12 protein-coding genes are annotated in these 14,034 nt (G+C 35.6%); 8 read left to right on the top strand and 4 right to left on the bottom strand.

The window, feature by feature from the left end; translation table 11 throughout:
* Positions 1–210: 210 nt before the first annotated feature.
* On the top strand, positions 211–1,170 hold the full coding sequence (locus FHL05_RS11395) for a nitronate monooxygenase (RefSeq protein WP_153386409.1): 960 nt from the start codon (positions 211–213) through the stop codon (positions 1,168–1,170).
* A gap of 559 nt (positions 1,171–1,729) precedes the next feature.
* Here the strand turns inward: FHL05_RS11395 and xerS are convergent.
* From xerS to FHL05_RS11375, 4 genes are all read right to left on the bottom strand, one after another.
* The gene (gene xerS, locus FHL05_RS11390; protein ID WP_153386616.1) at positions 1,730–2,794 is read right to left on the bottom strand and encodes a tyrosine recombinase XerS; all 1,065 of its coding nucleotides are present in this window, start codon (positions 2,792–2,794) and stop codon (positions 1,730–1,732) included.
* Between the two features lie 757 nt (positions 2,795–3,551).
* Positions 3,552–4,415, bottom strand: coding sequence for a metallophosphoesterase family protein (locus FHL05_RS11385; protein ID WP_153386614.1), 864 nt, complete (start codon positions 4,413–4,415; stop codon positions 3,552–3,554).
* Between the two features lie 261 nt (positions 4,416–4,676).
* A complete protein-coding gene (gene recQ / locus FHL05_RS11380) occupies positions 4,677–6,476 on the bottom strand; it encodes a DNA helicase RecQ (protein ID WP_153386612.1) in 1,800 nt (599 codons plus the stop codon).
* Positions 6,477–6,598: 122 nt separating this feature from the next.
* A complete protein-coding gene (locus tag FHL05_RS11375) occupies positions 6,599–7,078 on the bottom strand; it encodes a methylated-DNA--[protein]-cysteine S-methyltransferase (RefSeq protein WP_153386610.1) in 480 nt (159 codons plus the stop codon).
* Between the two features lie 194 nt (positions 7,079–7,272).
* Between FHL05_RS11375 and FHL05_RS11370 the strand changes: the two genes are divergently transcribed.
* From FHL05_RS11370 to FHL05_RS11340, 7 genes are all read left to right on the top strand, one after another.
* Positions 7,273–8,310, top strand: a complete 1,038-nt coding sequence (locus FHL05_RS11370; protein ID WP_153386608.1) for a MupG family TIM beta-alpha barrel fold protein — start codon at positions 7,273–7,275, stop codon at positions 8,308–8,310.
* 3 nt (positions 8,311–8,313) lie between these two features.
* Entirely contained in the window at positions 8,314–9,210 is an 897-nt protein-coding gene (gene murQ / locus FHL05_RS11365; RefSeq protein WP_153386606.1) for an N-acetylmuramic acid 6-phosphate etherase, read from the top strand.
* Between the two features lie 3 nt (positions 9,211–9,213).
* Positions 9,214–10,698, top strand: a complete 1,485-nt coding sequence (locus FHL05_RS11360) for a PTS transporter subunit EIIC (protein WP_153386604.1) — start codon at positions 9,214–9,216, stop codon at positions 10,696–10,698.
* Positions 10,698–11,555, top strand: a complete 858-nt coding sequence (locus FHL05_RS11355; RefSeq protein WP_153522750.1) for a MurR/RpiR family transcriptional regulator — start codon at positions 10,698–10,700, stop codon at positions 11,553–11,555. The genes FHL05_RS11360 and FHL05_RS11355 overlap by 1 nt, the downstream gene beginning before the upstream one ends.
* A 2-nt stretch (positions 11,556–11,557) precedes the next feature.
* The gene (locus FHL05_RS11350) at positions 11,558–12,037 is read left to right on the top strand and encodes a PTS sugar transporter subunit IIA (RefSeq protein ID WP_153386600.1); all 480 of its coding nucleotides are present in this window, start codon (positions 11,558–11,560) and stop codon (positions 12,035–12,037) included.
* 229 nt (positions 12,038–12,266) lie between these two features.
* Positions 12,267–13,094 carry a phage integrase N-terminal SAM-like domain-containing protein gene (locus FHL05_RS11345; protein ID WP_153386598.1) on the top strand — a complete coding sequence of 276 codons (828 nt, stop codon included), beginning with the start codon at positions 12,267–12,269 and terminating at the stop codon, positions 13,092–13,094.
* Between the two features lie 15 nt (positions 13,095–13,109).
* A complete protein-coding gene (locus FHL05_RS11340) occupies positions 13,110–13,682 on the top strand; it encodes an LOG family protein (RefSeq protein ID WP_153386596.1) in 573 nt (190 codons plus the stop codon).
* Positions 13,683–14,034 lie beyond the last annotated feature (352 nt).

The following is a 14,034-nucleotide window of genomic DNA, read 5'->3' as shown; positions in this document are numbered from 1 at the left end:
GAACATCTAAAGGGCATGAATGGTGTCCTTTTTTGGTGTTCTTAAATGGTTATTACTAATAAATGGTATACAAAAATAAAGTTGATGGCAAAATACCTATCAACTTTATTTATCGTACAGCCTTTTTAAATAGATGCTTTGTAGCATTTATTTTTTTGATCAAACACATTCACAATTAGGAATATATATATTTAAGGAGTTAATTTACGAATGAAAAAAGTAACAGATATTTTAAATACTCAATATCCACTTATCCAAGCACCAATGTCATGGTTAACTAGTGCTAAGTTGGTCGCAGCAGTCAGCAATGCTGGCGGATTAGGAGTATTAGGTCCAAATGCGGGTCAAACTACAGTAACCCGAGATCCTGACGAAACTGCCAAAAGAATGCAATCAGAAATAAAAAAGGTTAAACGACTTACTACCAAGCCATTTGGTATAAATATTTTAACTCCAAAAACAGATAGATCAGTTGCTGAAACGAGGTTTACTAGAGAATTACTCGATGTAGCTTTTATTGAAGAAATTAAATATTTTGTAGTGGTTGGTACTGCCCATCAGGAATTATTCAATCTGATAAAGGAGCATGACGGAGTAATTATTTTTCGTCCATTAACGCCTACTATTGATCAGATGCGTTTGGGCGAAAAGTATGGAGCAGATGTTGCCGTTGCCACAGGTTCAGATGAAGGAGGAGTAATTCCTGAACAAGATTTTGGAACTTTTACTGTTGTACCAACAATGGTTGATTCTGTTGACATTCCCGTCTTAGCAGCAGGAGGCATTAATGATCATCGCGGTGTTAAAGCAGCTTTTGCTTTAGGAGCACAGGGTGTCTACATTGGTAGCAGATTCTTAATGACTGATGAGGCGCCGATGAGTGACCAAGCAAAAGAATTAGTTAAAAAATCAAGCTATGATAATATTTATCGGGTTTCACCAACGCAACGTTCAATTAAGACCTCAATAGCTGAAAAATATGCAAAAGAGGAGTATCTTAATCCTCATAATAATGATCTTGATAAACAAATCAATTCTCATGGTGGGGTTAGACCTGGAATGCTTCTTGGTGATTTTAATACAGGTATCGTTAGTATAAATAACGGAGTTGACATATTGAATACCGTTGTCTCAGTCAAAAAATTAGTTCATTCTTTGATGGATTACTAACGATTTCTGATTAGTAATATTTTTATAAATTGTATAAAATTCTATAGTTATAAAGCGTTGCAAGAGACATTTTTCCTTGCAAATAATGGCACTTTATTTAAAGTACATGGAGCATTGAAAGATGATTCAGGTGAAATCGATTTTACTAATAGTATTGACTGGGATAAAATTTAAATATAGGTATGCTATCAAATTAAAAAAATCAAGTAAAGCAAATTAAAAGACGGTTTTAACGAGGTAATAAAGAAATCAGTAATTAATCCTTATGATCCCCACGGATAATTTTGAAAAGTTATTTCCTCCAGAAGATCAACTTTATTCAAGAAGGTTGAACATCCAACATAGAATAATCTATTCAATCGATGACAAAACGCGAACGGTCCATTTCTATTCTGCTTGATACTATTACGAGTAAAAACAACTAAATAAAAAGTATAATAATAACCTCAAATTGAGCTCTAATTGTTCAATTTGGGGTTATTTTAGAGTACTGGTTTATTTACATATTTTTTGCAAGTAACCAGCATAAGCAAGATAAAATTCAGTTGGTACTATTAAATTATAACTTTTTCAAGCCTTTACGTTGTTCTTCGTCAATCATATGCGTATATAAACTAGTTGCTCCTGTACTATTTTGTCCCAATTGTGTAGCAACTAATTGTTCATTTTTAGTGGCTAAATAGAGTTTTGAAGCTAATGTATGGCGCAATTTATGTGGCGTGATACGTACTTTAAAGGCTGCTGAATATTTAGCGACCATTTTTTCCATCGTGTTAGCTTGCATACGTGATGCTTTGCCTCGATAAACGGTTAAAAAGAGGGCACGTTCACCAGATGTTGGATGGTACAATTCTGTCCTTTTTGAAAAGTAGTTTTCAATATAAGGCAATGTCCAAGGTGCAATCTGGACGATATCTTTTTGACCACCTTTGCGAATAACGCCAATCGTACCTGTTTTTAAATTCAATTGTCGAACGTCAGCATTTGCTGCTTCAGAAACTCGTAAACCACTGCCTAATAGCAGAGCATTGATTGCTAAATCACGGATTTTATCACGTAAAAAGTAGCGTTTCTGCGTTGGTGTTAATTTTTCTTCATATTTTTCATTGATAAAGGCCAAGTATTTATGATCTGTGTCACCAAGCATCAATTTTGTTTTCAAATTTGCTGCTCTGGTAGCAAAGGTCTCATTAGTTCTTACTAAAGCAATCTTATGCATGACATTTCGATCAAAATAGGCTTCACCGTTTTCATCTTCGGTATCTTCTGTTAAATATTTAAAAAGTGACGAGAGGGCATTTAATGAACGATTAATGGTGGGGTGAGTACGACTTCCTCCAGAACCAGCTTCCTTAATTTGATTGAGGAGGGCAGATTTATATAATTCTACAGTCTCTTTTTTTAAATGCTCTAATAACGATAACGGAATGTCGGCTTGTCGGGGGACAGAAGTGATTCCTTCACTAATTAGCCAGTTGAAGAAACGACGAAACTCGGTTAAATATTGATATAAAGTTGCAGGTGAAAGAGGGACGGTTGATTTAGCTTGATAGTATTCTTTAACGAACCAGGGTGCTTGTGATAATTCATTTTCAATTAATTTTAAATAATGTTGCTTGTCCATAATCAAAATCTCCAAACGTACGTTCTTGTTAGTTAATATGATACCGAGATATAAATGTTCTTGCAACTGTTTATATTACTTTCTTTAAAATACTAGTTTTAATGAAAGTACTCATTAACAACTCAGTGAGGAGATACACCTTACCGTTTAAATCAACTAATCATATATTGCGTGTAAATCTATTTTTTAAAGTAAATGGTACAATTTGAGCATCATTTCAGTAAACTTCGTTAAAATATTGGTCAAATTGGCTTTAAATCAGCGTTTTTGGCTAATTGAAGGATTTTGAATCGTCAGCAAATAAACATAAATATTTAAAACAAATAAATCAATTCACTTAAAAAGTCTATAAATGCTGATTTAACAGTATTTATAGACTTTTAACAGACTTAATTATGAATAATATATGATTTAATTTAACTAAATAATTCAATTATAGCTATCTTAAATTCATTCTCCAAAGTTCATAACTTAGACGTTAATTCTATGGACGACTTCATTAAATAAATGGATAGTTCTTCGTCAAAATTAATCTGACAACGCCTAATTCTTGGAGACATTTCGATTGACGGTGTCTAAATTTTATTTGCTAACTTAAAAAGTCCCAATTAAATATTTAAGTCTTCATGTATAAGTCTTTATGTAATAGACATAATATATTTATTATAAATTAATGTAAATTCAGCGACAGGGTAATTTTTAACCTAGTTAAATCATTGATACTTATCTAAGGTTACATAATATGTATTATATGAAGTTAACTATTTTCTTTAGATTTAACCAGTTTCCTCAAATACTTCAAAACATCATCTTTATATGAGTATTTTTTTATTACCGAATTTAATGCATCATTGTTGTGCGTAAATGCTTTACCATCTGTAAAGATTTTTTTATACAAATCAAAAAATGGCAAATCATTTTCTTGAGCAAATTCTAATTCAGCATCTATTGAATAATTTACTTTACGAAAATCAATTCCACCATAACCAGTACTGTCCAAAGTTAAAATCGTGTACTGAGCGCGTCTGTCAGCACTGAATTTACTCCATGCTGTGTATGGTTGTCCAACTGAGCCTGGATTGATAACTAATTGATCTTTTCTGCTAGTTCTGAATACTTGATGATGTGTATGGCCATATATCGCAATATCATGATTTTTCTTAAATAAAAGTTGATCAAAGTTTTGCTGTTTCTCATATGGTAAAAGTTCATGACCAAAGTCTTTATCTGGATAATTATGTGATAACAAAATATTGAGATTATTCAGTGTAAATTCTTCAGAGATTGGCCATTGCTTCATTTGTCGCAAATACTTATTATCAATATGATTAAAAATGTATTTGAGCAATTCAACAATGTATGTGGTTTGTGGTTCATTAAAGTATTGTTTGCTGATAGCTAAGACATCTTCAAACAAAAAATCGTCCCAATTTCCGCGAATAAAATGAGTCGTATTGACTGAATTTAAGAGTTCAAGGATTGAATTGGTGCCAGGTCCTGGCATTAATAAATCGCCTAGAAACCAGTATTCGGTAACTTTTTGCTTTTTTGCATCCTTAATGACTTGGTCAAGGGCGTTATAGTTTCCATGAATGTCTGAAATTAGTGCTATTTTTTTCATTTTTTGCCCCTTTTTGTTTGGTTGTGTTTTTTTTGATAATGTTTTCGTAAAACATTTAATTTTATTTATTTTTTCAAATAAATAACTTATTGCATTTGATGACTATTGCTGATTTATCGACCTATCTTGTTTGAAATCATATTTTGGGGTTTTATTTTAATAGACGTATTCGTAAAGCATTTATTATATCCATCTTCCCAATAAAAAAAGCAGCATCGTTAAATTTATGTTTTCGATGCTCCTATTATTTTACGCTTCTTTTTAAGAATTCTGGCTAACCTTTTGGAATTCCTTAATTTCATTAATAAAGTCTGTCCCATATTGCTCTAATTTAACTTTCCCTACTCCACTGACAGCTAAGAACTCTTTTTCATCAGTTGGCAAACGAACTGACATATCCTTCAATGTTTTATCGGAAAAGATCATAAATGGTGGCAAGGCTTGTTTTCTGGCAAATTCCAGACGCAAAGCTCGTAATTTTTCAAATAGATCAACGTCGAAACTTCCATCTGCAACCATTGGTTTAACTGCTTTAACAGACATAGCTTCTTTGCGACGCGTGACATTTAACTTGCCCTGCACTACTTCTTTTCCCTTTGCTGACAACAAGAGAATTGGGTATTTTCCGCCACTGCTTCTTAAAAAGCCATTCGCAGTTAAAAAGTCTATTAATCGACTAGTTTCCTTTAAGGTCTTGTCATTAAAAATCCCAAAGGTCGGCAATTCTTCAAAATGACGCCAGTCATTGGCCATATCATCTTTGCCAACTAAAACTCTCGTGATTACTTTTTTTCCATAACGTTGCTTCATTCTAACGATACAACTCAAAGCCTTTTGAGCATCAGCTGTAACGTCGACTATTTCACGATTATCTAAGCAGTTTGAACAACGGCCGCAGTCACTGGTCCCGGTCTCACCAAAATAATCCAAGATAAATTTCATCAGACAAGTTTCTGTTTCAGCATAGCGACTGATTTCAAAAAGTTTATTTTTCAAGCTCAGTTTATATTGCTCATCGCCTTGGGATTTATCAATAAAGAATTGATGCAAGCGTAAATCAACTGGTGCATACAATAAAATTGCCTCTGCAGGAAGCCCATCACGTCCCGCACGACCAACTTCTTGATAGTAGCTCTCAATTGTACCAGGAACTGTAAAATGAAGCACATAGCGGACGTTAGTCTTATTAATGCCCATTCCAAAGGCATTAGTAGCTACTATGACATTGATACGGTCAAATAAGAAGTCTTCTTGCTGCTGGTGACGTTCTTTATCGCTTAATCCAGCATGATAACGTCCCACTTTGACGCCATTTTTTTGTAAGAAACTATAAATATTATCGACATCTTCACGACGTCCGGCATAAATTATGCCAGATTCATCGATATGCGATTTCACATAATTCAAAATAAAAGCTGGCTTATCAATGCCTCGTTCAATCTTTAAAGTTAAATTATTACGATCAAAGCCAGTTTTAACAATATTTTCAGCTGGTATATCTAAAATATCAGCCAAGTCATTTTGAACTTGCTGAGTTGCTGTTGCCGTTAAGGCTAACCAAGCTGGTTTTCCAGGAAGCTGTTTCAAAGGTTTAATCATTTTTAAATAACTATCGCGAAAATCATGCCCCCAAGAGGATAGAACGTGAGCCTCATCAATTGCCACTAAAGATATATTTAAGGCTGAAAGCCAGCTATAAAACTCTTCATCGACAATCTTTTCCGGTGCCACAAATAATAATTTAACGGCGCCACTTTCGATATAACGCATCCGTTCCTCACGGTCATGCCATTCAACCGTACTATTCAAAAAAGTTGCGGGAATACCAACTTCATTCAAGCTATCGACCTGATCTTTCATTAAAGAAATCAAGGGTGATACGACAAGCGTTAAGCCATCAAAAATAACCGCTGGCAATTGATAACAAATCGATTTACCTCCACCAGTTGGCATGATGCCCATAGCCTTTTGTCCAGCCAAGACCTTCTCAATCAGCTCTTTTTGTCCTGGGCGAAAAGTATCGTAACCAAAATTTTCTTTCAAAATAGCTTCTAAATCCAAGGCAAATTACTCCTCATTTGAAATTATATAAATCAAGCATAGCACAGACTTTTTAACAGATAAATCGTTTCTGATACATCCCTCGACCATAAATCAAATTACGTAAATCAATTTGCCTTCAATTAATTTTTTTCTAAATCAAGTAAATCGTTCTTCATTGCTAGGCCGCCTCGAAAACCACCCAATTGATGATTCTTAGTTAAAACCCGATGGCAAGGTACAACCATTAAAATTGGGTTCTTACCAATTGCCGTCCCCACTGCTCGATATGCTTTAGGCCGATCGATAGCTTCAGCGATCTCACTATACGTCCTGACCTTTCCATAAGGAATCTCTCTTAATGCCTGCCAAACCTTTTGTTGAAAGTCAGTCCCCGAAATATCAGTCTTTAAAGTGAATTGTTTCCTATCTCCTTTTAGATATTCATCAATTTGCTTTTGATAAGGCTGCACCTGACTAACCTGATCAATTAATTTCACATTAGGATAAAAGCTTTGCAATTCTGCTAATCCTTTATCTCTTGAACCGACAAAGGACAGTCCTGAGTCAGTTGCAGCAATCACATAATGATAGCCTTGCATCAAAAATTCATGATAAAACATAATAATCACATCCCTTAATTAAGTGTTTCTAGTATAACTAGTCTAAAAACGAATCACAAACTAGTTTTACTTTTGTACTATTATTTCAATTTATTACGTATTTCTTAAGTTATATTGTAATTTTATTACACAGGTTATATGATGTGTTTGTAAGTTAAGCGCTTTCATGATTATAAAGGAGGGACATTATAAAATTGTTAGGATTTTCGTTTTATCTAGATCATACCCTCGATCAAGATGATAAAAATTACATCGAGAGTATGAAGCAACACCATTTTAATGAAATATTTACTTCGTTACATATTCCTGAGGAAAATCAAGCACTCTATACTAAACGATTGCAAGATTTACTAAAGGTAGCCAAGAAAAATGACTTGAAAGTCTTCGTCGATATCGATCAAAATTCACTAGCTAACTTACCTAATGAATTAGATGGTTTTTACTTACGTCTTGACGATGGCTTCAGCAACCAAGATATTGCAGAGATGTCACAAACTAATCCTCTAGCCTTAAATGCTAGTACCTTAACCAAAGATGACATCAAGGAATTACAGAAATACCAAGCTGATTTTAAGAATATTGAGGCTTGGCATAACTTTTATCCTCGTCCAGAAACTGGATTGGATTTTCAGTGGTTCTTAAAAAAGAATCAATGGTTCAAAAGTCTTGGTATTACTACTCAAGCCTTTATCCCAGGCGATGAGAAATTACGTGGTCCAATCAACGCTGGTCTTCCAACCCTTGAAGATCAACGAAATAATGACCGTCTAGCTTCAGCAATCCAGTTAACACAAGCAAACGTAGACAAAGTCTTTATTGGCGATCCACGACTTAGTTTGACTTACCAAGAAGAATTTGCTGATTACTTCAATAATAATGTCTTAGATTTGACTTTAAAAGCTAATGACAATATTCCTCAGGACTTGCTGAATCAAATTTTACATAATCGTCCTGATCCAGCCGCAAAGGTCGTTCGGGTTCTCGAAAGTCGACAGATGAATCAAAGAAATCAAACTTTGATTGCACCAAATAACAACATCCCTCGTAACATTGGCTCTATTACAATTGACAATCAAGCCTATGGTCGTTACATGGGAGAAGTCCAACTGACTAAAACTGACTTGCCTTTAGATAAGAAAGTTAATGTTATCGGACACTTAGATACTAACTCGATTCAATTATTACCATATATCACCGCTAATTCAGCTTTTAAACTAATTCCAAAGGAGTAAATCATGGATTTAACTAAATTAAGTACCGAAACTAGAAATCCTAATAGCATGTTACTCGACACCATGTCGGTATCAGAGATTGTTACCTTAATGAATCGCGAGGATCAGTCAGTCCCTGAAAAAATTCACGAAAAAATTCCTCAAATAAGTTCCGCGATTGAAAAAGTTATTCAGCAATTTAAGCTTGGTGGACGCTTAATCTATCTTGGTGCTGGTACAAGTGGCCGTTTAGGCGTCTTAGATGCAGCTGAATGCGTTCCTACCTTTGGGACCAATCCAGAACTGGTTCAAGGTTTGATTGCGGGAGGACAAAGTGCCATGACCGTGGCAGTTGAAGGTGCCGAAGATTCATTAACGTTAGCTAAAGAAGATTTGACCAAATTACATTTAACTAAAGATGACAGCGTCGTTGGCTTAGCAGCTAGTGGTCGTACACCTTATGTCATCGGTGCCTTAAAATATGCCAATGAAATCGGTGCTGCTACTATCAGTATTGCTTGCAACGAAAATGCCGAAATATCAAAGTTTTCGCAATATCCGATTGAAGTCGTCACAGGACCTGAAGTATTGACCGGCTCGACTCGACTCAAAGCTGGCACCGCACAAAAATTGATTCTAAACATGATTTCAACTACTTCAATGATCAAATTAGGCAAAGTCTATCAAAATTTAATGATTGACGTTAAGCCTACTAATGAAAAACTAATTGAGCGTGCTAAAAGAATCATTATGCAAGCGACTGACTGCGATTATCAAACTGCCGAAAAGAACTTTTTAGCAGCTGGTCAAGATGTCAAAATTGCTATCATCATGATTTTAACTGGTGTCGATAAACAAGCAGCAGAGAAAAATTTGCAAAAGAATGCTGGTTTTGTAAGAAAAGCCATGAAGGAGGATTAAATAATGGCTGAGAAAAAAGAAGAACGTCTAGCTCGTGAGATTTATGCTGGCGTTGGTGGACCACAAAATGTTGAAAAATTAATTCATTGTATGACTCGTGTACGTATGACGATTAGAGACGATGATAAAGTTGATATTGAAAAATTGAAGTCAATCGATGGCGTCTTAGGCGTCGTTCAAGAAGATACCTTGCAAATCGTCGTTGGACCTGGCTTAGTCAACAAGGTCGCTCAAGTGATGATTGACCAAGTTGGCGTCAAATTAGGCCAAGAATTCCCAACTGATCTGGGTGAAAAAAACCAAGCAAAAACTGACTCGGGTCTGACGGAACACCAAAAGGCTAAGGCTGAGGTCACTGAAAAAGCTGCTGAATACAAAGCTGAACAAAAAAAGAAGATTAAGCCTTCCAAAACTAAAGCCGTTCTAAAGTCTATTTCTAATATCTTTGTTCCCTTGATTCCTGCTTTCGTTGGTGCTGGTTTAATTGGTGGTATTGCCGCCGTCTTATCGAATATGTTAGTCGCTGGCGATATCAGTAAGAGTTGGAACGAATTCATCACGGTTTTAAATGTTATCAAAAATGGTGTCTTTGCCTACTTAGCAATTTATGTTGGTATCAATTCTGCTGAGGAATTTGGTGCTACTCCAGGTCTTGGTGGTGTCATCGGTGCTGTTACCTTGCTTTCTGGTGTCGACCCTAAGACTCCTTTGCAAAATATCTTCAATGGTCAAGCTTTAGCAGCTGGCCAAGGCGGTATCATCGGAGTTATTTTCAGTGTTTGGATCTTAGCATTAATTGAAAAGAGATTGCATAAGATCATCCCTGATTCAATCGATATCATTGTCACTCCTACACTGGCTTTACTAGCTGTCGGTGTTTTCACTATCTTTATCGTTATGCCTATTGCTGGTGTTGTTTCCGATTCATTAGTAGGTTCCATCATGTGGGTCTTAAAAGTCGGTGGAGCATTTTCTGGCTTTATCTTGGGACTATTCTTCTTACCAATGGTTATGTTAGGGCTGCACCAAATCCTGACTCCAATTCATATTGAAATGATCGATAAAACAGGTTCAACCCTTCTATTACCTATTTTAGCTATGGCTGGTGCTGGACAAGTCGGTGCTGCTTTAGCTCTTTGGCTACGTTGTCGTAAGAACAAGAAGTTAACTAATATGATTAAAGGTGCTTTACCCGTTGGTTTCTTAGGTATCGGTGAACCTTTGATCTATGGTGTTACCTTGCCACTTGGTCGTCCATTTATCACAGCCTGTATCGGTGGTGGTATTGGCGGTGCTGTCGTCGGTGCCTTTGGAAACGTCGGTGCAATTGCCATTGGACCTTCAGGTGTTGCTTTGATTCCTTTGATTACTAATGGTCATGTCTTAGGTTATATCTTTGGTTTATTAGCTGCTTACATTGGTGGATTCGTAGCTACTTACTTCTTTGGCGTTCCTAACGATGCCAAAAAGGCAACTGAATTAAATTAATGGAAAGCTTAATCTTTTCCATCAAACAAAAATTGCCTGAACTCACTAAGACGGAACAAAGAATCGCTAATTTCATCATTGAACATCCTAATGAAGTAACGACAATGAGCGTTCAAGATCTTAGTGAATTGATTCCCACCAGTTCCGCTTCAATCGTGCGTTTCAGTAAAATATTTTGTCAGTCAGGCGGTTTCTCGGAATTGAAAATGAAATTATCTGCTGAGGGCGATTTAGATAAAGAAATCTATCAAGAAATTGCGCCTGATGATTCCATTACCGATTTAAAAAAGAAATTATCGTTTCGAATCAATCAGACTATTTTGCAAACCAATACTAAACTGACCGACCAAGCCTTAAAAGATGCTATTAAGATTCTTAAGGAAAAGAGTCTTATCGTAAGCTTTGGTATTGGTGCTTCTCATATTACTGCTGAAGATTTTCAACAAAAGTTTTTCCGGATTGGTAAAACTGTTATCACCAACAGCGACCACCATGTAATCAGCACTATTTTATTAGCCCAAAAAGAACAGGCTGCTTTATTGGTCGTTTCAAATTCCGGTGAAACTAAAGAAGCGATTGAAATAGCTCAACTTGCAAAACAAAACAAAATCCCTATAATTGTATTAACACATAATTATGTAAGCGCATTAGCAAAACTTGCGACGGTGATTTTAATCCATGACGATAGTACTGAAAATAGCTCTTTACGTAGTGCTGCTACGACTTCTTTGATTGCTCAGTTTTATGCAATCGACTTGTTATACTACAGCTACTTCAAATTGGATTTTTCGAAACATGTTAAAGAAATCATTACGTCACAAAAGTATATTGCTAAGGACTTTAAGGAGGAAGATTAGATATGGGGCTATTTTCTAAAAAGAAAATTGATAAGTTTGTTGCACCAGCGACTGGTAAATTGGTTCATCTTGAAAAAGTACATGACCCAGTTTTCTCGGAAAAATTAATGGGTGACGGTTTTGCTATCGAACCATCTAGTAATGAAATCGTAGCACCGATTGACGGAACGATTGGGACTGTCTTTCCCACTAAGCACGCTTTGATGATTACTTCAAAACACGGTCTAGAGGTAATGCTTCATTTAGGAATCGATACAGTCGATTTAAAGGGTATTCCCTTTGAGGCTTTCGTAAAAGAAGGCGATGTTGTCTCTGCCGGTCAAAAATTGATGACCATGGACTTAGAAAAGGTAAAGGCTGCTAAGAAAGAAACCTCAATCATGACAGTCATTACTAATTCTGATGCTGTGAAGGAAATGGGGACCTTCGATGAGCAAAATGTTCAAGCAGGCGATCCTGCTTTAGAAGTCAATGTTAATTAATAAGAATAACTAAATAGAAAGTGGGACATAACATAATCAGCTTTCGAGCATTAAGACAAATAGCCCCTGGTAATCACTTTTATTACCAGAGGCTATTTTTTAAGCACAAAAAGCTATGTTCACGTGTTTATGCTGCAAATTTAGGAGAAAAATAGTTATATCTCAAACTTATTTTTAATTTTGTGCGTCTATTTAAGTAAATGTATAATATATCAAAGGAGGTTTTATCATGGTCAAAATACCTTTTTTAACTGGCTTTGAAGCATACCTAAAAACAAGACATATCTCTAAAAAAGCTCACACTGAATATCTCAATTCTTTGACCGACTTTTTTAACTATACGATTCAACACAACACTGACTATAAAATCTCTGAGGATATTAAAGACGTTCACGAAATGGATGTCCGTCTCTTTAAAAATTTTATGCTCGATAATTTAAAATTAAGTCCTAGCACCATCAATAAAGTCATCAGCAACCTCAATGTTTACTTCAAATATCTCTTCAGCGTCAAAAAAACACCCGAGATACCGACTTTGAATATCAATAGTGTCGCAGTTAGGCCACAGTCAGATTTCCCTGTACAGGTCTTTTTAAGGCTTCCAGAATATCTCAAAGCCGACCTCAGCATTTACACCCGCTTATTGATTTTGATTGTTTCCAAAGGCTTTAATTATAAGGAAGCGATGGAAGCTGATTTTTATCAAAAATTTGAACAACTGAATTTCGACAAAGAAGAGTCGCAATTTTTGAATCTTTATAAAAATTATATCCAGCCCTATCGTGATTTCTGGGATAACGACAACCTCTTTTTAAGCCGTAATAAAGCTGCCAATACGCCCCTTTTGACTGTCACTGCCTTACATCGTGACTTGAAGCGTGATAGCGATTCAACCGGGCTTGATCTAGCACCAAAAAAACTTTACACAACCTTTATCTTATTAGCTTTAAGTACTAACGTTCTTTCAAAAGACCAACAACGTGCTTTAGATGCTCTGGATACGCCATCATTGATGTACTATCGCCGTCTCAAGCGTGAGACCAATTTCGATATCTAGGAGGCTAATAAAATTATGAAAAATATTGCTGTTTATTGTGGTGCTGCACCGGGAAATAATCCAGCTTATCAAATTGGAGCCGAAAAACTCGGTCACTGGATGGCTGAAAATAACTATGGATTGACTTACGGTGGTGGAAAATACGGTTTGATGGGCGTTATTGCTGATAGCGTCTTAGAAAATCACGGCTTCGTTCATGGCATCATTACCCAAGAACTGCATGATAGAAAATTGATGCACCCTAACCTGACAAAAACCGATATCGTTAAAACTATGTCAAAAAGAAAACAAGCCATGTTAGACGATTCAATAGCTAATATTGCCTTGCCAGGTGGCCCAGGGACTTTAGAAGAAATCTCTGGTGCGTTTTCTTGGACGATTTTAGGCGATAGTAAGAATCCTTGTATTTTTTATAACATCGATCACTATTATGACAAATTGGCTAGTTTCTTCGACTCAATGACCCAAGAAGGATTCATGGAAGCACCTACTCGAAAAACCTTGCTGTTTAGCGATTCTTTGACGGAGATCGGTGCCTTTATCAACTCCTATACACCTCCAAATTTACGGATTTATCGTAATAAATAAGAAAGCTTTTTTCTTTCATATAAATTCAAAAGGAGGTATATTCTACTCGTCAGATAGATAGAGTATCTGACAAAAATTACTCCTTAGATAAGCATTACAAAATATGATTTTCTCATTAACACCACGTTACAAATAAATACCCTCCCAATTTATATAATTAAAGCCAATTAAACTTATAAACTCTCTGATATAAAAAAAACACGCTGGATTTTTTCCAACGTGTTTTTATGGCTGTACGATAAATAAAGTTGATAGGTATTTTGCCATCAACTTTATTTTTGTATACCATTTATTAGTAATAACCATTTAAGAACACCAAAAAAGGACACCATTCATGCCCTTTAGATGTTCG

This window comes from Companilactobacillus halodurans (genome assembly GCF_009600995.1).
Classification (GTDB): Bacteria; Bacillota; Bacilli; order Lactobacillales; family Lactobacillaceae; genus Companilactobacillus; species Companilactobacillus halodurans.
Note: the sequence above shows the minus strand (reverse complement) of the source record. Positions and strands in the feature narration are given on the sequence as shown.